At 74.9% G+C, this 21293-nt stretch carries 15 protein-coding genes and 1 pseudogene; 12 read left to right on the forward strand and 4 right to left on the reverse strand.

Annotated elements, in window-relative coordinates; genetic code table 11:
* Positions 1–8: 8 nt before the first annotated feature.
* The gene (locus ACTXG6_RS22655; RefSeq protein ID WP_445189799.1) at positions 9–4643 is read right to left on the reverse strand and encodes an ATP-dependent helicase; all 4635 of its coding nucleotides are present in this window, start codon (positions 4641–4643) and stop codon (positions 9–11) included.
* A gap of 72 nt (positions 4644–4715) precedes the next feature.
* On the opposite strand from ACTXG6_RS22655, the gene ACTXG6_RS22660 reads away from it, so the two are divergent.
* Both ACTXG6_RS22660 and ACTXG6_RS22665 read left to right on the forward strand, forming a co-directional pair.
* Positions 4716–4859, forward strand: a complete 144-nt coding sequence (locus ACTXG6_RS22660; protein ID WP_445189800.1) for a hypothetical protein — start codon at positions 4716–4718, stop codon at positions 4857–4859.
* A gap of 2 nt (positions 4860–4861) precedes the next feature.
* Entirely contained in the window at positions 4862–5314 is a 453-nt protein-coding gene (locus ACTXG6_RS22665; protein WP_445189801.1) for an HIT family protein, read from the forward strand.
* 653 nt (positions 5315–5967) lie between these two features.
* On the opposite strand, the gene ACTXG6_RS22670 is transcribed toward ACTXG6_RS22665, so the two are convergent.
* Positions 5968–6246, reverse strand: a complete 279-nt coding sequence (locus ACTXG6_RS22670; protein WP_445189802.1) for an Lrp/AsnC family transcriptional regulator — start codon at positions 6244–6246, stop codon at positions 5968–5970.
* Between the two features lie 112 nt (positions 6247–6358).
* Entirely contained in the window at positions 6359–8071 is a 1713-nt protein-coding gene (locus ACTXG6_RS22675; protein WP_445189803.1) for a DEDD exonuclease domain-containing protein, read from the reverse strand.
* A gap of 182 nt (positions 8072–8253) precedes the next feature.
* Here ACTXG6_RS22675 and ACTXG6_RS22680 point away from each other — a divergent pair, with 182 nt between their 5' ends.
* The 4 genes from ACTXG6_RS22680 to ACTXG6_RS22695 all read left to right on the forward strand — a co-directional run bounded on the left by ACTXG6_RS22680 (position 8254) and on the right by ACTXG6_RS22695 (position 14442).
* Positions 8254–9564 (forward strand): NYN domain-containing protein, encoded by a 1311-nt coding sequence (locus tag ACTXG6_RS22680; protein WP_445189804.1) that lies wholly within the window; start codon positions 8254–8256, stop codon positions 9562–9564.
* A gap of 1220 nt (positions 9565–10784) precedes the next feature.
* Positions 10785–11780, forward strand: a complete 996-nt coding sequence (locus ACTXG6_RS22685) for an NlpC/P60 family protein (RefSeq protein ID WP_445189805.1) — start codon at positions 10785–10787, stop codon at positions 11778–11780.
* A gap of 116 nt (positions 11781–11896) precedes the next feature.
* Complete coding sequence (locus tag ACTXG6_RS22690; protein WP_445189806.1) at positions 11897–13192, forward strand: peptidase MA family metallohydrolase; 1296 nt, start codon at positions 11897–11899, stop codon at positions 13190–13192.
* 86 nt (positions 13193–13278) lie between these two features.
* Complete coding sequence (locus tag ACTXG6_RS22695; RefSeq protein WP_445189807.1) at positions 13279–14442, forward strand: glycosyltransferase family 4 protein; 1164 nt, start codon at positions 13279–13281, stop codon at positions 14440–14442.
* Here ACTXG6_RS22695 and ACTXG6_RS22700 read toward each other — a convergent pair.
* A complete protein-coding gene (locus ACTXG6_RS22700) occupies positions 14415–16241 on the reverse strand; it encodes an AMP-dependent synthetase/ligase (protein WP_445189808.1) in 1827 nt (608 codons plus the stop codon). The two genes, ACTXG6_RS22695 and ACTXG6_RS22700, sit on opposite strands and share 28 nt — an antisense overlap.
* 275 nt (positions 16242–16516) lie before the next feature.
* Between ACTXG6_RS22700 and ACTXG6_RS22705 the strand changes: the two are divergent.
* The 6 genes and pseudogenes from ACTXG6_RS22705 to ACTXG6_RS22730 all read left to right on the forward strand — a co-directional run.
* A pseudogene (locus tag ACTXG6_RS22705) lies at positions 16517–16903 on the forward strand (polyketide cyclase / dehydrase and lipid transport); the annotation flags it as partial.
* A 178-nt stretch (positions 16904–17081) separates the two neighbouring features.
* A complete protein-coding gene (locus ACTXG6_RS22710) occupies positions 17082–17870 on the forward strand; it encodes a metallophosphoesterase family protein (protein ID WP_445189809.1) in 789 nt (262 codons plus the stop codon).
* Positions 17871–17952: 82 nt separating this feature from the next.
* On the forward strand, positions 17953–18387 hold the full coding sequence (locus ACTXG6_RS22715) for an SRPBCC family protein (RefSeq protein ID WP_445189810.1): 435 nt from the start codon (positions 17953–17955) through the stop codon (positions 18385–18387).
* Positions 18388–18478: 91 nt separating this feature from the next.
* Positions 18479–19756, forward strand: coding sequence for an ArsA family ATPase (locus ACTXG6_RS22720; RefSeq protein WP_445189811.1), 1278 nt, complete (start codon positions 18479–18481; stop codon positions 19754–19756).
* Positions 19753–20322: a hypothetical protein gene (locus tag ACTXG6_RS22725; protein WP_445189812.1), complete on the forward strand. Its 570-nt coding sequence runs from the start codon at positions 19753–19755 to the stop codon at positions 20320–20322. Before ACTXG6_RS22720 ends, ACTXG6_RS22725 begins: the two co-directional genes overlap by 4 nt.
* Positions 20316–21290, forward strand: a complete 975-nt coding sequence (locus ACTXG6_RS22730) for an ROK family protein (protein ID WP_445189813.1) — start codon at positions 20316–20318, stop codon at positions 21288–21290. Before ACTXG6_RS22725 ends, ACTXG6_RS22730 begins: the two co-directional genes overlap by 7 nt.
* The last annotated feature ends 3 nt before the right edge of the window (positions 21291–21293 follow it).

Here is a 21293-nt window from a genome sequence, read left to right on the forward strand (position 1 = left end):
CGTCGGCTTCAGGCGCGCAGCCGCAGACCCTTCGGGGTGGCCCGGAAGCCGGCTTCGGTGAGTACCTCGGCCAGGTGGCTGCCCAGCGAACCGACCCCGTCGGCGCGCTCCACCGCCAGCGAGCCCAGCCAGCCCTCCCGCACCGCGCCGGCCAGTGCGTGCGCCGCCGCCCGCAGCGACTCCTCCCGCTCGGTGAAGCTCAGCAGCGACCGGCCGCCCCGCTCCACGTACAGCGCGGGGGAGCCGTCGACCAGCACGACCAGCGCTCCGGCCTTACGCCCGGGTCGGTGCTTGGACTCCCCGGAGGTGGCCGGCCAGGACAGCGCGGCGCCCCACGGCTGGGCCGGGTCGGCCGCCGCCAGCACCACGGCGCTCAGCTCGCCGGGGGTCTCGGCCGGGCGGGCCAGCGCGCGGAGCTGGTCGATCGCGCCGGGCACCGCGAACTGCGCGGCGCCGAGCCCCTCCACCACGTAGCCGCGCCGGCAGCGCCCGGACTCCTCCATCGCGCGCAGCACCCGGTAGATCCCGGCGAAGCCGCCCTCCACCCGTTCGGTACCCAGTGCGCCCCTGGTCAGCACGCCGTGCCGCTCCAGGAGCGCCTCGGCGCGGGCGTGTGCGCGGCGGGTGGTGTCGGCGGAGCGCCCGGCCGCCAGCGACCAGCGGCCGCCGACGGTCGGTGGCCCGCTGCGCGAGGGCATGCTCGGGCGGCCGGCGCGCAGCCGCGCGTAGCGCCCTCGGGGGGCCGACTGGCGGGGTTTGTGCGCGGCGCCCTTGCCGGCGGTGAGCGCCCGTACCGGGCCGAGGGTGTCGTTGCTGAGCAGCCCGGCCCAGACCAGCTCCCACATCGCGCTGACCAGGGTGGCGTCGTCCGGCGTCGGCTCTCCGGCGGCGACCAGCGCGCCCCCGACCGCATCGGCGAGCTGGCGGAAGAACAGCGCGCCACCGCCGGCCAGCGCGCCCAGCACAGCGGTGTGGAGCGGGCTGGCCGGCGGCTCCGGGTCGGCGTCCGGCAGCAGCAGGTCAGCCACGTCGGTGGGGGCGAGCGCGAGCCAGCCGTCCGCGCCGGCCAGCGGTCCGCAGCCGGTCCAGGTGACCTCGCCGGCCGCGGTCAGCTCGTCGAGCAGCGCCGGGCTGTAACCGGGCAGCCGGGCCGGCAGCACCAGTGACTCCAGCGCGCTGGCCGGGATCGGCGCGCCGGCCAGCTGCTCGACCGCCGACAGCACGTCCTCCGCGCCCGGTGCGCGGCGGATCCGGGCACCGATACCGTGCCAGGACGGCAGGAACCGACCCAGCGCCGCCGGCTCGACCGGCTCCACCTCGGCCCGCAGCCGGGCCAGCGAGGCGCGGCGCAGCCGGCGCAGCACCTCCGCGTCGCAGTACTCGAGCCCGGTGCTGTGCTCGCCGTGCAGCTCACGGACCGGCCGCAGCTCGCCGCGCACCAGCCGCCCGGTGCCGACCAGCCGGTCGAGCACACCGCGAACCACCGCCACGCCCAGCCCGAACCGCTGGGCCGCCTCGCTCGCCTCGAACGGGGTGCGGGTGCGGGCGTAGCGGATCAGCAGCTCACCCAACGGGTCGGGCACCGGCTCGGTGAACACCTCCGGCACGCCGACCGGCAGCGCGGCGCCCAGCGCGTCACGCACCCGCCCCGCGTCCTCGATGGCCAGCCAGCGCTGCTCACCGGCGATCCGGACCTGGATCACCCGCCGCGCCGACTCCAGCTCGGCCAGCCAATCCGCCAGCACGCCCCGCGCCGCGGCCTCCTCGGTGCTCAGGTCGCCCAGGAAACGCAGCAGGTCGGCGGCCCCCTCGGCATCGCGCGCCCGGCGGTCCGGCGCCAGCCGCTGCAGCTGGGCGGCCACCTCGACGAGCACCTCGGGGTCGAGCAGCTCGCGCATCGCCTCCGAGCCGAGCAACTCGGCCAGCAGCGTCGAGTCGAGCGAGAGGGCGGCGGCCCGGCGTTCGGCCAGCGGCGCGTCCAGTTCGTAGAGGAACATGCCCACGTAGCCGAACAGCAGGCTGCGCGCGAACGGCGACGGGGACGGCGTGGTGACCTCGACGACGTGGACCTTGCGGTTGGCCACGTCGCTCATCAGCTCGCGCAGGCCGGGCAGGTCGTAGACGTCCTGCACGCACTCCCGCATGGCCTCCAGGGACACCGGGAACTGCTCGTACTTGCTGGCCACCGTGAGCAGCTGGGCCGAGCGCTGGCGTTGCTGCCAGAGCGGCGTGCGCCGGCGTGGGTCGCGGCGGGGCAGCAGCAGCGAGCGGGCCGCGCACTCCCGGAACCGGGCCGCGAACAGCGCGGAGCCGCCCAGCTCGTCGACCACGATGCGCTCCACCTCGTCCGGCTCGAGCAGCACGTCGTCGGCCGACGGCAGCACCTCGGCGCCGGAGTCGTCCAATGCGTCGGGCAGCCGCAGCACGATCCCGTCGTCGGCGCTGGCCGCGCTGACCTCGATTCCGCGCCGCTCGCGCAGCCGGGCCGCGATGGCCAGCGCCCACGGCCCGTTGACCTGGGCGCCGAACGGGGAGTGCACCACCATCCGCCAGTCGCCCAGCTCGTCGCGGAAGCGCTCCACCAGCACCGTCCGGTCGCTGGGGACGTGCCGGGTGGCCTGGCGCTGCTCGTCCAGATAGCTGACCAGGTTGTCGGTGGCCCACTCGTCCAGCCCGGCCGCGGTGGCCCTGGCCCGCGCGGCCTCGGTGCCCAGCGCGGACATCTCCCGGACGAACGCGCCGACCGCCCGGCCCAGCTCCAGCGGCCGGCCGATCGCGTCGCCCTTCCAGAACGGCATCCGGGCCGGTTGGCCGGGCGCGGGGGTGACCACGACCCGGTCGTGGGTGATGTCCTCGACCCGCCACGACGAGGTGCCGAGCAGGAACGTGTCGCCCACCCTGGACTCGTAGACCATCTCCTCGTCGAGCTCACCGACCCTGGAGCCAGCGCCGTCGGCACCTCCCGGCGTCATCACGGTGAACAGGCCGCGGTCGGGGATGGTGCCGCCGGAGGTGACCGCCAGGCGCTGCGCACCGGGCCGACCGCGCAGCTCGTCGGTGATCCGGTCCCAGGTGATCCGGGCGCGCAGCTCGCCGAAGTCCTCGCTGGGGTAGCGACCGGCCAACATGTCCAGGGTGGCATGCAGCGCCGAGTCCGGCAGAGCGGCGAACGGGGCCGCGCGGCGCACCACCGCGGCCAGCTCGCCCACCTGCCAGGGCTCCATCGCGACCATCGCGACGATCTGCTGAGCCAGCACGTCCAGCGGGTTGCGCGGGTAGCGCAGAGACTCGATCGCGCCGGTCGCCATCCGCTCCGCGACCACCGCACAGGACACCAGGTCGCCGCGGAACTTGGGGAACACCACGCCCCGGGAGATCGCGCCGACCTGGTGCCCGGCCCTGCCCACCCGCTGCAACCCGGACGCCACGCTGGGCGGTGCCTCCACCTGGACCACCAGGTCGACCGCGCCCATGTCGATGCCCAGCTCGAGGCTGGAGGTCGCGACCACGCAGGGCAGCCGGCCGGCCTTGAGCTCTTCCTCCACGAGCGTTCGCTGCTCGCGTGACATCGAGCCGTGATGGGCCTTGGCGACCACCGGATCGGCACCGGTGGACAGCCCGGACTCGCCGATCGCCTCGGCCGGGAACCGATCGCCGGGCCGCAGCTCGGTCTGCTCGGCGGCGAGCTCGTTGAGCTTGGCCGTGAGCCGCTCGGCCAGGCGCCGCGAGTTGGCGAACACGATGGTGGACCGGTGTGCCCGGACCAGCTCCAGCACGCGGCGCTCCACGGCCGGCCAGATCGACGGGCGCTGCGCCGAGCCGGCCGCCGAGCCGATGACCTCCTCGTCGGTGCTGCCCGGCTCGGGGCGGGTGTCGAGCGCGGCCAGATCGGGGACCGGGACCTCGACGGACACCTCGATGGTCTTCGCGATGGGCGGCCGGATCACCTCGACCGGGCGGTTGCCGGCCAGGAACGCGCTGACCTCGTCCACCGGGCGGACGGTAGCGGACAGGCCGATGCGCTGCGCCGGGCCCGGCGCCGGCAGCGGCTCCCCGGCATCGGCGCTGAGCAGCTCGTCGAGCCGCTCCAGGGACAGCGCCAGGTGCGCGCCGCGCTTGGTGCCGGCGACGGCGTGCACCTCGTCCACGATCACCGTGCGGACCCCGCGCAGCGACTCCCTGGCCGCCGAGGTGAGCAGCAGGAAGAGCGACTCCGGCGTCGTGACCAGCACGTCCGGCGGGGTGCGGGCGAACCGGCGGCGCTCGTCGGCGGACGTATCGCCGGTGCGCATCCCGACGGTGATCTCCGGCTCGGGCAGGCCGAGGCGGTGCGCGGCCTGCCGGATGCCGGCCAACGGGGACCGCAGGTTGCGCTCGACGTCGACCGCGAGCGCCTTCAGCGGGGACACGTAGAGCACCCGGCAGCGGTGCTTGGGATCAGCCGGCGGCGGCTCGGCGACCAGCCGGTCGAGCGCCCAGAGGAACGCGGCGAGCGTCTTGCCGGAGCCGGTGGGCGCCACCACCAGGGCGTGCCGGCCGGCCCGCGCCGCCGCCCAGGCGCCCTCCTGGGCGGGAGTGGGCGCGGCGAACGCCCCGGCGAACCAACTCCGGGTTGCCGGGGTGAAGCCGTCCAGCGCGTTCACCCCACCATCATGGACTCAGGGTCCGACAGTCCGGTGCGGCCGGGCGGGCACGGGGTGCGGTAGGAATCACGCATGCGATCACCGCGGTCCCGCGAGGAGCTCCACATCCCGCCGGCCGGCCCCGGTCGGCTCAAGGTGCTGAGCCGGGGCGACACGGTGACCAACCGCCGCGGCCTGGCCAAGCTCACCGACCTGCGCCCCCGGTTGGCGGGGTAGAGGTGGCCCGCCGGGTCTCGCTGCCCTCCGAGGTAGCCGGCCAATGCGTGTTCTGCGGCATCGCGCGGGGTAGCCAACCGGCCAGTGTCGTCGCCGAGTCCGATGACGTGCTGGCCTTCTGCGACATCCAGCCGGTGCACCCTGGCCACCTGTTGGTGATCCCCCGCGCGCACGCCGGCGACCTGGCCGAGCTGCCGGAGGAGACCGGCCGGTCAATGTGGTCGCTGGGCCAGCGGCTGGCCGGCGCGGTGCGCGCATCCGGGTTGCCCTGTGACGGGGTGAACCTGTTCCTCGCCGACGGGGCGGCCGCCGGCCAGGAGATCTGGCACACCCACCTCCACGTGATCCCCAGGATCGCCAGGGACGGGATGCTGAGGATCAGCGCCAACTGGTCGCTGCCGCCGCGCGCCGCGCTGGACGAGACGGCGGCCCGGGTCCGAGCCGCGCTGGGTTGAGCTGGGCTGGGTGGGCTGGGCTGCCGCGAGGGGTTCCGCGGTCCGGGCGCGTGGGCCGGGGCCGGGCGCGTGGGCCGGGGCCGGGCGCGTGGGCCGGGGCCGGGCGCGTGGGCCGGGGCCGGGCGCGTGGGCCGGGGCCGGGCGCGTGGGCCGGGGCCGGGCGCGTGGGCCGGGGCCGGGCGCGTGGGCCGGGGCCGGGCGCGTGGGCCGGGGCCGGGCGCGTGGGCCGGGGCCGGGCGCGTGGGCCGGGGCCGGGCGCGTGGGCCGGGGCCGGGCGCTGCCTGGGCCGGGGCCGGCGCGTGGGCCGGGGCCGGGCGCACGATCCACCGCGCGGGGTGGCCGGGCGGGGAGCGCTGTTCGGAAGCCTTTGCTCTGCGTAGGTATACGCAACAGGCGACCGGGCGCGTTGGTATGTGTACGCAGAGCTGACGCGAGAGTAACGTCAGTCCTGTTCGATCTCGGCCAAGGCCGGACTGGGGTTACGTTGATCATGATCGAGCCGCCACCGGCCAGCCGCGCCGGTCGTACCGTCGGCCAACCGCGCCCGCCGGCCGACCGCGTCCGCCGCCGCCGGCCGACCGTACCCGCCGGCCGTGCGCCGGCCGCCGGCCGAGCGCGCCCACCTGCCGTCCACCGACTGAGCGCGCCCGGCGCTAGTCCTGGCCGACGGAGAAGCCTTCCTCCAGGTCGCGGCGGGAGTAGGAGCGGAACGCGATGTGGGTGTCGGTCTGCGTCACACCGGGCACCTTGCTGAGTCCACCGGCGATGACGTCGGCCAGCTGCTCGTGCTCGCGGACCTTCACCACCGCGATGAGGTCGACATTGCCGGCGCACGAGTACACCTCGGTCACGCCCTCGAGCTCGGCGATCGCCTGCGCTGTCTCCGGGATGTGATCGGCGGCGGTGTGGACCAGGACGAACGCGGTGATCACGACGGTGACTCCTTCGCAGGCGCGGGATGATTCGATCGTAGTGCGGCCCCGTCGACGCCCAGATCGGGCGGCAGGGCCCACCGCCCCTCGGCTCGACCCGACCGTGACGCGCTCAGTCCTCGCCGGCGTAGCCAGCCGGTGCGGCCCGCGCGACGGCCAGCCAGCCGGTCCACCGGCCGGCGCCGTGCGCGGGCTCGGTCCACGGTGTCGGGCAGTGCACCAGTCGGGTACCGGGCCGCTCCAGCCAGCGCAGCAGCACACCAGCCTCCTCGGCGGGCGCGCCGCGCAGCGGTCCCGGGCCGGGGCGGACCGTCTCGGCGCCGGCCCGCAGCGCGGCCACCACCGGCATCGGCGCCACCCCGCGCCGCGCCACACCGGCCGCCGCCAACCGGCCATGCCGCAGGACCGCGAGCTCCCAGCCACCGGCGCCGTCCGGGCGCGCCGCCACCATCTCGGGCAGCGCGGTCAGCGCGGCGAGGCGTTGACCCCGGCGCAGCGCGGTCAGCAGGTCGGCGAGCTTGTCGCGGCGGGTGGCCGCCGCCTCGAACCGCTGCGCCGCGCCGAGCCGCTCCACCTCCGCGGCCAATTCGCGCAGCGCGCCGTCGGACTGGCCGGCGAGCAGGTCGGTGACGGCGCCGGCGGTCACCGCGTACTCCACGACGCTCTGCCGGCCGGCGCACGGCGCGGCGCACCGACCCAGCTCGGCCAGCGCGCACGCGGTGCCCTTCGGGTTGCGCGCCGGGATGCGCTGCGTACAGCGGCGTAGCGGCACCGCGTCCTGCACCGACTCCATCGCGGCCACCGCGTCACGTCGCGACCGGAACGGGCCGAACGCGCCGTCCCTCGGCTCCTTGATCACCGAGAGCCGGGGGAACGGTTCGTCGGTCAGGGTCAGCCACCAGGCCAGGTAGGGCGTGCGGGACCGCCGGTTGAACCGGGGCCGGTGCGCGCCCAACAGCCGCAGCTCGCGGACCTGTGCCTCCAGCGCGTGCGCACACTCCACCGCGTCCACCCGAGTGGCCAGCGCCACCATGTCCCGCACCCGGCGGCGCCGTTCGGCGGCGGTGAAGTAGGAACGGACCCGACGGCGCAGGTCGCCGCTGGTGCCCACGTAGAGCACCTCGTCCCTGGCACCGCGGAACAGATAGACGCCGGGCGCGTTCGGCAGGTGCTCGGCCAGTCCGCGCTTGCGCCGCTGGGCGTCCGTCGGGCGGTTGCCGGCGGGGCTCGCGGCCAGCGTGAGCAGCTCCTCCAGGCTCTGCACGCCGAGGTTGCCGACCCGCTCCAGCAGCGCGTGCAGCACCTGCACGGTGGCGCGGGCGTCGTCCAGGGCCCGGTGCGTCGGGCGGACCGTGCTGCCGAACAGCTCGGCCAGCGCGGACAGCCGGGCCGACGGCGCCTCGTCCCGGCTCAGCACCGCCCTGGCCAGGCGCGCCGTGCACAGCACCGGCGGCTTCGGCCAGGCCAGCCCGTGCCGTTCGCAGGCGGCGCGCAGGAAACCGGTGTCGAACGGTGAGTTGTGCGCGACCAGCACGGAGCCGGCGAGGAACTCCAGCAGGCTCGGCAGGACCCGCTCGATCCGGGGCGCCCCGGTCACCATCGCCTGGGTGATCCCGGTCAGCGCGACGATCATCGGCGGGATGCCGCTGCCCGGGTCGACGAGGGTGGCCAGCTCGCCGAGCTGTTCGCCGCCGCGCATCTTCACCGCGCCCACCTCGGTGATCGCGTCGACCGCCGCGCTGCCCCCGGTGGTCTCCAGGTCGAGCACCACGAAGGTGACATCGCGCAGCGGCGTGCCGAGCTCGTCGAATGACAGCTGTGGCATTTGCCGGACGGTAGGGGCGGGCACCGACCATTTCCGGGCTTCGGTGGGGTCTGTGCGGGCAACAGTTCGGTCACGGGTTGCGGTCGGCCGGTCACCGGGGGCTCACCGACCGCCGGGATCCCGGTTGATCGAACCTGGCGGCTGAGCGTCCTCGACCACCCGGTGCGGACTAACCTGGGCCGATGGCGGAGCAGGCGTGGACCGAGCTGCCGGAGCCCGTTCGGGCTCGGCTGGCCGAGGTCGCGTCGGTCGCGGTGGGCGAGCTGCCGATCGCCGAGCTGCCGGCGGGGCTGCGCCGGCTGGCCAAGTTCACGCCGAGTAAGCGGGCCCGGCTGGGCGCCCGGATGCTGCTGGGCGAGCTGAGGGACTCGGCCGCGTTCCGGGCCGCTGTGCTGGCGTGGTGGGACGAGCACCGCCCCGGCGAGCTGACCGGGCCGGATGCGGATCAGGTCGGGAGCACCGCAGGCGCCGTGCTCGCCGACGCGCCGGACCTCGCCGAACGACTCAGCGAGGTCGCCGAGCGGGCCGACGTGGTGACACTGCGTGCGCAGCGCGACGCCGCGCTGGCCCGCGTGGAGAAGCTCACCAGCGAACTGGAGCGGCTGCGGACCGAACTGGCGGAGACCCGGTCGCAGGCGCGCGAGACCGACCCTGGTCGCGACCAGGAGCTCGACCGGCTGCGCAAGCGGTTCCGCGAGCAGGGCACCCGGCTGCGCCACGCCGAGGACGGCACCCGCGCCGCCGAGCACGAGCTCGCCGAGCTGCGCCGGACCAGTGCCGCCGAGCTCGACGCCGCCCTCACCGCCAGGGACCGGGCGCGGGAGCGGGCCGACGCCGAACGGGCCAGGGCGGCCAGGGCGAGCGACGAGGCCACCGGCGCCCGGCAGGCCGCCAGGGAGGCCAGGCAGGCCGACGAGGTCCGGCTCGAGCTGCTGGTGGACACGCTGGCCGGTGCGGTGGCGGGCCTGCGCACGGAGCTCGCGCTCGGCAATGGCGGCAGTGGCGGCGGCGGTGGCGGACCCCGGCCGGCGGACCTGGTCGGCGGGGTCCGGACGCCGGGGCGCGGCGGTGCCCGGATCGCCGACGCCAGTGGGCTGGACCGGCTGCTGCGGCTGCCCTCGGTGCACCTGATCGTGGACGGTTACAACGTCAGCAAGACGGGCTACCCGGAGCTCACCCTGTTCGACCAGCGCACCCGGTTGATCGGCGCGCTGGGTGCGGTGACGGCGCGGACCGGCGCCGAGGTCACCGTGGTGTTCGACGGCGCCGCCGTGGTGGCCGGGCCGATGCGGCAGCCACGCGGGGTCCGGGTGCTGTTCAGCGAACCGGGCGTGCTGGCCGACGACGTGATCCGCGAGCTGGTCGCGGCCGAGCCGGCTGGCCGGCCGCTGCTGGTGGCCACCTCGGACCGGGCGGTGGCCGACTCGGTCCGCCGCCGCGGTGCGCACCCGCTGCCGTCCTCGGTGCTGCTGGACCTGCTCGCCAGAATCTGACCCGGCGCCCGGGGTCGGGGTCGTGGGGTGGCTGGTGGGGGGCCTGTGGTCGTGGGTGGCTGTGGCCCGGTGGGCCGTGGCCCGTGACCGCTGCTGGTCGCCCGCGATCGGTGGGCGTGGCTCGTGATCGGTGGGCGTGGCTCGTGATCGGTGGGCGTGGCCGGTGGGTCGTAGGCGGTGCCCGGCGCGGCCGGACCGGCTAGCGGGGGACGGATGACCCGGGGTACCGGGTGCGGCGGCTCGGCGCGGCCGCGGCGCTGAGTGCGATCCGGCGTGCACCGGGTCTCCCTGCCCTCGGCAGGACCGCATTCATCGAGCCCGGGTCTTGCGGCGGCCACCGAGATCGACGAGATTCTGGATATTTCAAGATCGAACCAGAAACTCGTCGATCTCGCCGCGTGCGGGCCGGTCTGCGTGCAGGTGGTTGTCGCGTATACCTACGCAGAGCAAAGGCCCACATTAGGGGCTCTAGGTCTGGGCGCGGTCACTGTCCGGAAGGCTGGGTCGGACCGGTCGGTCGCCCGATCGGGGCATCCGTCCCCGGAAACTGTCGGAGCGTCGTCCTACGGTGCGCGTGTCGATTCAGAGCCGACCGAGGAGAGACCGACATGATCATCGACTGTGACCGCTGCGTGGTCCGTGGGAACGCCTGCCGCGACTGCGTCGTGGGGGTATTTCTCGGCCTGCCGGGCAGCGCCGGCGACGGAATTGATCAATCGGACCTGCCGTCCGGCGCTCGATCGGTACAGCTCGACGCACCAGAGGCTCGAGCGCTCAATGTGCTAGCCGAGCAGGGGCTGGTGCCAAGGTTGCGGCTGGTGTCTGTTGAGCCTCGGCGGGTGTCACCCACAACGCCGGATGAAGACGACTACAGTGACGTTGGGTGATAAGTCGACCGAATTCAGCGCTTTCCGGTCACCTCCAGTGATGATTGAGACCTGATCGCTCCCGCGCCACGCCGGGAGGGGCCCCTCCTGGACGTCGTCGCCCCGGCTTCGTAATCTCGCCGAGACCTTGCGGGGCGTCAGCCACTCGCTCCCCGATTGGCGCCGCGGGGTCGCCGCCGCAAAGGCTCGCGCGAGTCGAGTCAGGTCCCCCGAAGGCCTGACTTCGCCCCCAGACTCCGCGTATCCCGACCGGTGGTTCACGGAAGGGAGAGCGGCGTAGTGGCGTCGAGCGGTTATCTGCGCGCAGTGGCTGGCGCGCTTTCCGCGACCGCGATGGCAGTGACCGCCTGCATCGTGCTGAGCACCCCCGCCTACGGGGACCCGCCCGCGCCCGCACCGCCCCCGACCGCCTCCGATGCGGCCAAGCAGCTGGCGGTGGCCCAGCACGACGCCGAGGCCCTCACGGAGCAGTGGCACGCCGCCCAGGACGACCTGCAGGCCCGGCAGGACGACGCGGGCCGGGCCCAGGCCGCGGTGGCGCCGGCGCGCAGGGCAGCGGCCCAGGCCGATGCGGCCAGGGAGCGGTTCCAGGTCCAGGTCGACCAGGTCGCCACCGAGGCGATGGAGGGCGGTCACCTCGACCAGCTCAACGCGCTCGTGCTGAGTGACTCGCCGAGCGACTTCCTGGACCAGATGACCACGCTGGACTCGTTCACGGCCGACCAGAAGGACGTGCTGGACCACGCGCGGGAGCTGGTCGCGGCCACCCAACGGGCGCAGGCCGCGGCCACGGACGCGGTCGCGGCGGCGCAGCAGGCCACCGCGCTGGCGCGCGGGGCGTTCCAGGAGATCGACGTCCGCAAGCGGGCGGCCGACGTCCGCATCGACCAGGCGGAGCAGCTGCTGGGGCGGCTCAGCCCGTCCGAGCGGGCGTCCCGGATCGCCAGCGACGGTGTGCCGATCGGCGTCACCCTGGGCCGCGGCCTCGGCGCCCAGGCACTCAAGATGGCGATGACCCGGATGGACAAGCCCTACGTCTGGGGCGCCACCGGGCCGGGCACGTTCGACTGCTCCGGGTTGGTCTACTGGGCCTTCAAGAGGCTCGGCATCACCATGCCCCGGTCCAGCTCGGCGCAGTCCCAGGTGGGCAGACCGGTGTCGCGGGCCAACCTGCAGCCCGGTGACCTGATCTTCTTCTACCACCCGGTGAGCCATGTCGGTTTCTACGCCGGTAACGGCAAGGTGCTCAACGCGGTGCAGACCGGTGACGTGGTGCGCTACACGGACCTGTCCCGGATGAAGAGCTATGCCGGTGCGCGGCGGCTGTAGGAGCCCTGACGCCTCGAAGACCTAACCGCTCCCCAGCGCGGGCGGCGGCCGGTGATCGCAACCGGCCGCCGCCGCGGCTCGGCGGCAGCCGGCTGAACCTTCCCGCCGCGCTCGGCGTGGCGCTCGTACTGCTCGCCGGGCTGGCGGTGCTCGTCCTCGGGCCGGACCCCGACCGGTCCGTCCCGGTGGCGGGCCAGGGCGCGACCGCGGCAGCGTCCGCGCCCTCGCCAGCCGCCACCGAACCTTCGCCGACAGCCGCCGCCGGAGTGCGTGAGCTGCTGCGGCGCCGCGCCCGGGCCATTCTGGACCGGGACCGCGCGGCCTTCGCCGCGAGCCTGGACCCGCGTGCCGACCCGGGCTTCCGGGCCGCTCAGCTGGCCATGTTCGACAACCTCGACGGCGTGCCGCTGGCGCACTGGGAGTACGCGCTCGACCCGGCCGACCGGGCGCCGATCCCGCCCGGCGTCGCCGATCCGACCGCCGACGAGACCTGGGCGCCGGCCACCGAGCTGCGCTACGCGCTCGCCGGCGCCGACAGCGAGCCGACCACCCGCCCGGCCGGCTACCTCTACCTGCGCCGGGGCGCGGACTGGTACCTGTCCTCGGACACCGCACTGGACGCCGTGGGCCGCACGACCTGGCGTGGCCCGTGGGACTTCGGCCCCTGCCTGGCGGTCCGGGTCAGCGGCGGGCTGGTGATCGGCCATCCCGGCGCTGAGCAGCTCGTCAGGAGGCTGGCCGCCGAGCTGGACGCGGCGGTGGCGGCGGTCAGCTCGGTGTGGGGGACCGGCTGGGCGCAGCGGGTCGGTGTGCTGGTGCCCGGCACCCCGGCGGAGCTGCGCGCGCTGGTGGGGGACCGGTCGACCAACGCCGCCATCGCCGCGGTGGCCGTCGCGGACCAGGTCGACCGGGCGGCCGGGCGCGCCCGAGGCCAGCGGGTGGTGTTCAACCCGGACAGTGACGCCCTGCTCGGCCCGACCGCGCTGCGGGTGGTGCTGCGGCACGAGCTGACCCACGTGGCCGCCCGCGCCGCCACCGACGACCACACCCCGCTCTGGCTGCAGGAAGGGCTCGCCGAGTACGTGGCCTACCGGGACAGTGGGCTGTCGCCGGCCGCGATCGCGCCCGGGTTGACCGCGGCCGCCCGGGCCGGCCGACTACCCGGGCAGGTGCCGGCGGACGCGGTGTTCCAGGGCCCCGAACCGGACCTGGCCTACCAGCAGTCGTGGAGCCTCATGCGTTACCTGGCCGCCCGGATCGGCCCCGACGGGCTGGTCGCGCTGTACCGCCGGTTGGCCACCGATCCCGGCGCCGCAACCCAACCCAGGCTCGACGGCACCCTGCGCGCGGTGCTGGGCACCGACCTGGCCGGGCTGCTCGCCGCGTGGCACGGCGACCTCGAACGGCCCTGAGAGCTGGCTCAAAGGCACGCCCCGGCCAGGACCCGGCCAGGACCCGGCTCGGTCCGGGGGGTTCGCGCTGGTTAGCCTGCCTGGCGATGCCCACACTGCTGGTGACCAACGACTTCCCGCCGCGCGCCGGCGGGATCCAGAGCTACCTGGCGGAGCTGGCCGGGCGGCTGCCGGCCGGCGAGATCGTGGTGTACGCGCCCAGCTGGCCAGGCGCCGCCGAGTTCGACGCGGGGGCGAGCTACCCGGTGCACCGCCACCCCACGTCGCTGATGCTGCCGGAGCCCTCGGTGGCCCGCCGCGCGGCCGAGCTGGCCAGGGACTACGGCTGCGGCACGGTCTGGTTCGGCGCGGCCGCCCCGCTGGCGCTGCTCGGCCCGGGACTGCGCCGGACGGCCGGGGTGGACCGGGTGGTGGCCAGCACACACGGCCACGAGGTGGGCTGGTCGATGTTGCCGGGGGCCAGGCAGGCGCTGCGCCGGATCGGCGGTCGCAGTGACGTGGTGACCGTGGTGTCGCGCTACACCCGGCGCCGGTTCGCCGCCGCGTTCGGCCCGCTGGCGGCGCTGGAGTGGCTGCCACCGGGCATCGACAGCGACCGGTTCCGCCCGGACCGCGGCGCCCGCGACGAGCTGCGCGCTCGGTACGGCCTCGGCGACCGCCCGGTGGTCAGCTGTGTGTCCAGGCTGGTCGCCCGCAAGGGCCAGGACGTGCTGATCGCCGCGCTGCCCCGGGTCCGGCGCCGGATCCCGGGCGCCGCGTTGCTCCTGGTCGGCGACGGACCCTACGGCGAGCGGCTGCGCCAGCTGGCCGTCGAGCACGGCGTCGCCGAGCATGTCGTGTTCACCGGCCCGGTGCGCTGGGACGAGCTGCCGGCGCACCACGCGGTGGGCGACGTGTTCGCGCTGCCGTGCCGGACCCGGGGACGCGGGCTCGACGTCGAAGGCCTCGGCATCGTCCTGTTGGAGGCGGCCGCCTCCGGGTCGCCGGTGCTTGCGGGTGACTCCGGCGGCGCGCCCGAGACGGTGCGCGACGGTGAGACCGGTCAGGTGGTGCCCGGTCGCGATCCCGCCGCGGTGGCCGACGCGCTGGTCGAGCTGCTCGCCGACCCGGACCGGGCGGCCGCGATGGGCGCCGCCGGCCGGGCCTGGATGCGGCGGGACTGGCAGTGGGAAAGCTCAGCGGGCCGGTTGGCCGAGTTCCTCGGCGTCGGCCCCGAGCCGGCCTACCGGCGGGCGTCGTCCTTGCTGTAGAGCGCGGCGATATCGGCGGCGTAGCTCTCCGTCACCACGTTGCGCTTCAGCTTGAGCGTCGGCGTGAGCTCCCCGCCGGCCTCGGTGAAGTCGACCTTGAGCACGCGGAACTTCTTGATCGCCTCGGCGTGCGAGACGGCCTTGTTGGCCTCCTGCACCGCCTTGTCGATCGCCTCCAGCAGGTCCGGGTCCTCGACCAGGTCGGACGGGTCGGCCGGGTCCTGGGTGGCCGGCTTGCCGTGCGCCTCGCGCCAGCCGGGCAGCGCCTCGGGGTCGAGGGTGATCAGGGCCGCGATGAACGGCTGGCCGTCGCCGACCACCATGCACTGGCTGATCAGCGGGTCGGCGCGCAGCCGGTCCTCGAGCACGGCGGGTGCCACGTTCTTGCCGCCGGCGGTGACGATCAGCTCCTTCTTCCGGCCGGTGATCTTCAGGTAGCCGCTGTCGTCCAGCTCGCCGATGTCGCCGGTGTGGAACCAGCCGTCGCTGGTGGCCTCCTCGGACGCCTCCGGGTTGTTCCAGTAGCCGCGGAACACCAGGTCGCCGCGCAGCAGGATCTCCCCGTCGTCCTCGATCCGCACCCCGGTACCGGCCAGCGGCTGGCCCACCGTGCCGATCCGCTGCGCGGCCGGGGTGTTCACCGTCGCTCCGCCGCTGGTCTCGGTCAGGCCGTAGCCCTCGTAGACCGGCACCCCGATCCCCCGGAAGAAGTGGCCGAGCCGCTCGCCGAGCGCCGCCCCGCCGGACACCGCCGCGATGCACCGCCCGCCCAGCGCGGCCCGCAGCTTGCCGTAGACCAGCCGGTCGAACAGCGCGTGCCGGGCGCGCAGCAGCAGACCGGGGGAGGGTTGTGCCCTGCTCCACTCCTCGGCGGTGGACGCCGCGGCGTCGAAGATCTTGCCCTTGCCGGCCGCGTGCGCCTTCTGCTGCGCGGCGGTGAACACCTTCTCGAACACCCGGGGCACCGACAGCACGAACGTGGGCTGGAACGCCGCCAGGTCGGCGAGCAGGTTCGAGGTGTCCGAGATGTGCCCGACCGTGGTCCTGGTGTACACCCCGCCGCACTGGATGACCTTGGCCAGCACGTGCGCCAACGGCAGGAACAGCAGCAGCGAGTTGTCCTCGCTCATCATCGTGGAGAAGACCTTGCCGGCCGTCTTCAGCTCGGTGAGCAGGTTGCGGTGGGTCAGCTCGCAACCTTTCGGCCGGCCGGTGGTGCCGGAGGTGTAGATCAGGGTGGCCAGGTCGTCGGCGCGGATCCGGTCGCGGCGCTCGGTCACCCGCTCGGCCGGGACGGCGGCGCCCTCGGCGGTGAGGTGGTCGACAGCCGGCTGCTCGGCAGGGTCGGTGGGGTCGATCTGCCACACGTGGCGCAGGTTGGGCAGCTCCTCGCGCAGCTCGGCCACCACGGCGCGGTGCGCATCGGACTCGACGACGGCGGCGATCGCGCCGGAATCGCTGAGGATCCAGGCGATCTGCTCGTCGGAGGACGTCTGGTAGATCGGCACCGTGGTGCCGCCGACCGCCGCGATCGCGTAGTCGATCACCGTCCACTCGAACCGGGTGCGGGACAGCACGACGACCCGGTCGCCGGGGTCCACCCCGGACGCGATGAGGCCCCTGGCCACGTCGGTGACCTGTTCGGCGAACTCCTTGGCGGTGACGTCGACCCACCCGGAGTCCAGCTTGCGGCGGAAGCTCACGGCGGCGGGGAACTGCTCGGCGTTGTCGAAGACGGCGTCGGACAGGCTCTCCCCGTCGGCCACCTCGTCGATCGCCGGCGCGTCGTACTCGCGCATCCCGAACCTCCCCGACCTCTGCCGACCTCGTTGCCGAAGGGCCAACCTATAACGGTTACTCGTCCGTAGGGGAGGATTGTGATCGCCGCGTCCGGTTACCGATCGGGGCGGGCGCGCCGCCCGCTCCAGCGATCTTCGCGGACGTTCCACCGAGTCGGCGGCAGGTGCTACAGGCCGCCTGGATACGGTCGGGGCATGAGCACCGAGGGCGACAGCGAGCGAGCATCGCAGGGAGCGACAGCGACCGAGGAGCGGAACGAGCGCGGAGCCGAGGCATGAGCACCGTGGACGTGGTGGACGAGACCTTCCTCGCCGTCCCGCCGACCCGGGTGGCGGCCGAGTTCGCCGACCCGGCCGGCTGGCGCCGATTCTGGCCGGACCTGCAGCTCAGCGTGGTGATCGACCGTGGGCCCAAGGGTGTCCGGTGGACCGTGGCCGGGGCGCTGGTCGGCAGCATGGAGGTCTGGCTGGAGCCGGTGCTGGACGGCACCGTGCTGCACTACTACCTGCGCGCGGACCCGTCCGACCCGAACGGCCGGCCCGCGCCGCTGCCACCCCGGCGGGCCGGTGCCGAGATCTCCCGCCGCCAGCGCGCGGCCAAGGCGATCGCCCTGTGGCTCAAGGACGAGCTGGAGGAGGGGCGGCCCCCGGGGGTGGCGCCGGTGCCGCTGCCCTCGGCGTCCACCGCTCCGGTCGAGCCGGCGCCGTCCGCGTCACTCTCGGCCGCGCCCGCACCGCCGTTGAGCGGGCCCGGGACGCCGCGGTCGAGCGAGCAAGGTCACCCCTCACCCGGGACGACTCCCGGCGCGGGGACCACCGTCAGCCCGTAGGTTGGGCTCGATGCGGGTTCACGTGGTCGCCGATGTGCACGGCAACAGTGACGCCCTGGCCCGCGCCGGCGAGGGTGCGGACGCCCTGATCGTGCTCGGTGACCTGATCGACTTCGTGAACTACGACGACCACCGCGCGGGCATCCTCGGACACATCTTCGGTGCCGAGGTGGTCGGCCGGTTCGCGAAGCTGCGGGCCGACGGCCGTCCCGGCGAGCTGGGCCGCTACGCCGACTCACTGTGGGCCGGTCTGGCCGACCCCCGGGACACGTTGGAGAACGCGGTCCGGGAGCAGTACGGCAAGTTGTTCCCGGCGATGGCAGCGCCCTGCTACCTCACGCCCGGCAACGTCGACCTGCCGCACCTGTGGCAGGAGTTCCTCGGCGACGGCCAGCGGATGCTGGACGGCGAGGTCGTCGAGCTGGGCGGGCTGCGCTTCGGCTTTGTCGGCGGGCTGCCGTTGCCGGTGGGAATGAGCCCTTCGACGGACGGGGCGTGGCGGCCCTACGTCCGGCTCGGCACCGAGTACGACGCCGCCTGCGCCGCCCTGACCAGCGTCGACGTGCTGTGCAGCCACGTGCCGCCCCGGGTGCCCGAGCTGGCCTACGACGTGGTGACCCGCCGCGCCGAGGTGGCGAGCGCGGCCCTGCTCGAGGTGATCGAGCGGGACGCGCCGAGGGCGGCACTGTTCGGGCACGTGCACCAGCCGATGGCGGCCAGGGCCCGGTGGCGTCGCACCGAATGCGTCAACGTCGGGCACTTCCGCCTCACCGGGCGGCCCTACGTGCTCACCTGGTGAGCCGGCGGTCAGCTCGCGTTTGATCAGCTGAGCCCGGACACCCTAGGACCGCGCCCGGCCCGCGCCGGTAGCCTCTGCGGCCATGGCCGACTCCACCACTCAGTCCATCACCATCGACGCCGCACCGGAGGCGATCATGGCGGTGATCGCGGACTTCCCCGCGTACCCGGAATGGGCCAACGCGGTCAAGTCCGCCGAGGTGGTCACCGAGGGCACCGGTGACCACGCGGCGGAGGTGGCCTTCGGGCTGGACGCCGGGGTGTTCAAGGACGCGTACACGCTGGCCTACGACTGGGCCGACGACGGGCTCTCGGTGCGCTGGCACCTGACCAAGGGCCAGATCCAGAAGGCCCAACAGGGCTCCTACGTACTGGACCCCGCCGACGGGGTCACCACGGTGACCTACACGCTGAGCGTCGAGCTGAACATCCCGATGATCGGCATGCTGCGGCGCAAGGCTGAGAAGATCATCATCGACACCGCGCTCAAGGAGCTGAAGCGCCGCGTCGAGGGCTGAGCGGGCCGAGGTATCCTCGCCGGGCCGATCGCCGGGGCTCCCTGTCGGGCCGGCGCGGAGCTGGCACATCGTCGAAGCGGGGTAGGGCGCGTTGCGGATCCTGCTGTTCACCGGCAAGGGTGGCGTTGGCAAGACCACGCTGGCCGCGGCCACCGCCGCACGCCTGGCGCGCGCCGGGCGCAAGGCGCTGGTGATCTCGACCGACCCCGCGCACTCCCTTGGCGACGCACTGGACACCGAGCTCGGCGGTGAGCCCAGGGAGGTCGACTCCGGGCTGTTCGCCGCCCACCTGGACAGCAGGGCGCTGCTGGCCGGCGCCTGGGGCGAGCTGCAGGGCCACCTGCGCACGGTGCTCGCCGGCGCCGGGGTGGACGAGATGGTGGCCGACGAGCTCACCTGGCTGCCCGGTGTCGATGAGCTGCTCGCCCTGGGTGAGGTACGCCGGCTGGCGCAGGCCGGTCCCTGGGACGTGGTGATCGTGGACTGCGGGCCGACCGCCGAGACGCTGCGGCTGCTCGGGCTGCCGGAGGCCATCGGCAGCTACCTGGAACGGCTGTACCCGGCGCACCGGCGCGCGGTGCGCGGGCTGCTGGCCGGGATCGCCGGTGCCAGCCCGCCCCGCCCCGGCGCGCCCCGGGGCGGGCTGAGGAACTGGGACGAGGCGGCCGACGCACTGGGCCGACTCGCCGAACAGGTCGCCGCGCTGCGCGCCATGCTCGCCGACCACCACAACACCAGCATCCGGCTCGTGCTCACCCCGGAGCGGCTGGTGGCCGCCGAGAGCCGGCGCACCATGACCGCGCTGGCGCTGCACGGGCTGCGGGTGGACGGGATCATCGCCAACCGGGTGGTGCCGTCGATCGCGCCGTCGGTCCGCGGCCCGGCCGCCCGCTGGGTCCGCGCCCGCCGCGCCGAGCAGCAGGAGGTGCTCGGCGAGCTCGCCGCGCTGTGGGGTACCGGGGCGACCGCCGTGTCCGGGCGGCGACCGGTGCGCGCGGTGCCCTACACCGCCGCAGAGCCGATCGGGGTGGCCGCGCTCGTCGAGCTGGCGGACGCGCTCTATGGCGACGACGAGCCGCTGGCCGGGGCGGACGCCCCGCCGCTGCTCTCCGTGCGGCGTACCGGCGGCGACGGCACGGACCGCGACTCGGAGTTCGAGCTGGCGCTGCGGCTGCCCGGGCTGGACAAGCGCACCCCGCTCGAGCTGACCCGGATCGACGACGACCTGGCGGTGACCGTCGGCGGGGTGCGGCGGCTGGTTGCGCTGCCCTCGGTGCTGTCCCGCTGTGAGGTGCTCGGCGCCCGGGTGGGCATCGACGAGCTGGTCGTGGTGTTCCGCCCTGACCCGGCCGTCTGGATGGACCGGTGAGCGAACGCGGCTGCCAGGGCCACGCCAACCTCGCCGATGATCTGCGGGACTACGCCGGGGGCGCGTTGGATCTGCTGGAACCCCTGGTCGAGCGGATCCGCGAGCAGGTGCCGGGGGACGGTGCCGAGCCGGAGCCGGCCAGCTGCGCGGTCTGCCCGGTGTGTGCGCTGATCACCGTGCTGCGCGGCGGCCGGTCCGAGCTCGCGGTGCGCCTCGCCGAGCACGCCGCCGGTCTACTGGCGGTACTGCGCGCCGCGCTCGAGGAGGGCGGGGGCTCCCTCGGTACCCCGCCGCACCGACCCGCCGGAGCCCCGGCCGAGGACGGTCCGGCGGCGCCTGACCGCGCGCCGCCACCCGACCCGGCGGCACCGCCCCCGGCTCAGCACCCGACGGCCGGGACGCAACCGCCCACCGGGCCAGGTCAGCGGCCCCCGGCCCCGCCGTACCGACCGTCGCCGCCTCGGCACCGGCCGATGCCCCGGGGTGGGCCGCGTGGCGGGCGGGTGGTCCAGCACATCGAGATCACTCGGGACGGCCGGGGCCGGCCGTCTCCCGAACCGTGCTGACCATTGGTGTCGACGTCGGTGGTACCAGTGTGCGGGCCGGCGTCGTGGATGCCGAGGGTGCGGTGCTGGACACCGCCAGGGCACCCACCCCCGGCCAGAACGAGGCGCTGGAGTCGGCGATCGTCGGCGTGATCGACGAGCTGCGCGAGCGGCACGACGTGCGGGCCGTCGGGCTGGCGCTGGCCGGTTTCATCACCCCGGACCGCCGGGTGGTCCGGTTCGCCCCGCACCTGCCGTGGCGCGGGGTGCCGGTGGCGGACCGGCTGACCGCCCGCTGCGCGCTGCCGGTGGTCATCGAGCACGACGCGAACGCCGCCGCACTGGCCGAGCGCCGGTTCGGTGCGGGCGCCGGTGCCGGCTCCGGGTCGCGTTCACCGGCACGGACCTCGGTGTTCGTGGCGCTGGGCACCGGGATCGGCGCCGCACTGCTGATCGACGGCAAGCTGTACCGCGGCGCGCACGGGGTGGCCCCGGAGCTCGGGCACCTGCGGGTGGTGCCGGACGGGCGGGCCTGCCCGTGCGGCAAATACGGCTGCTGGGAGCGCTACTGCAGCGGGACGGCGCTGGTCACCACGCTGGTCGAGCTGCTGGCCGCCGACCCGGCGGCGTCCCCGACGCTGGCCCGGATGGCCGCCGTCGAGGCGCGCGGCATCACCGGCCGGCAGGTGGCCACCGCGGCCAGGGACGGCGACCCGCTCGGCCGGCGCGCGATGGCCGAGCTGGCCCGCTGGCTGGGGGAGGGCCTGGCCCTGATCGCCGACGTGTACGACCCCGAGCTGGTGGTCATCGGCGGCGGCGTGTCCGGGTCCGCCCCGCTGTTTCTCGACGAGGCCAGGGACCACTACGCGCGGGTGCTCACCGGCGGGCACCACCGTCCGCTGGCGCGGATCCGGACCGCCCAGCTCGGCGACGAGGGCGGCGTGATCGGCGCCGCCCAACTGGCCCGCGAGCGGTGTGGTCCACGGTGAGGG

It is taken from the genome of Pseudonocardia sp. Cha107L01 (genome assembly GCF_052566575.1).

Bases quoted from the DNA above. Each gene is read 5' to 3' on its own strand.
- ACTXG6_RS22660 (WP_445189800.1), top strand. From the start codon at position 4,716: ATGCGATCACCGCGGTCCCGCGAGGAGCTCCACATCCCGCCGGCCGGC.
- ACTXG6_RS22675 (WP_445189803.1), bottom strand. From the start codon at position 8,071: ATGCCACAGCTGTCATTCGACGAGCTCGGCACGCCGCTGCGCGATGTC.
- ACTXG6_RS22680 (WP_445189804.1), top strand. From the start codon at position 8,254: ATGGCGGAGCAGGCGTGGACCGAGCTGCCGGAGCCCGTTCGGGCTCGG.
- ACTXG6_RS22685 (WP_445189805.1), top strand. From the start codon at position 10,785: ATGGCAGTGACCGCCTGCATCGTGCTGAGCACCCCCGCCTACGGGGAC.
- ACTXG6_RS22695 (WP_445189807.1), top strand. From the start codon at position 13,279: ATGCCCACACTGCTGGTGACCAACGACTTCCCGCCGCGCGCCGGCGGG.
- ACTXG6_RS22700 (WP_445189808.1), bottom strand. From the start codon at position 16,241: ATGCGCGAGTACGACGCGCCGGCGATCGACGAGGTGGCCGACGGGGAG.
- ACTXG6_RS22710 (WP_445189809.1), top strand. From the start codon at position 17,082: ATGCGGGTTCACGTGGTCGCCGATGTGCACGGCAACAGTGACGCCCTG.
- ACTXG6_RS22715 (WP_445189810.1), top strand. From the start codon at position 17,953: ATGGCCGACTCCACCACTCAGTCCATCACCATCGACGCCGCACCGGAG.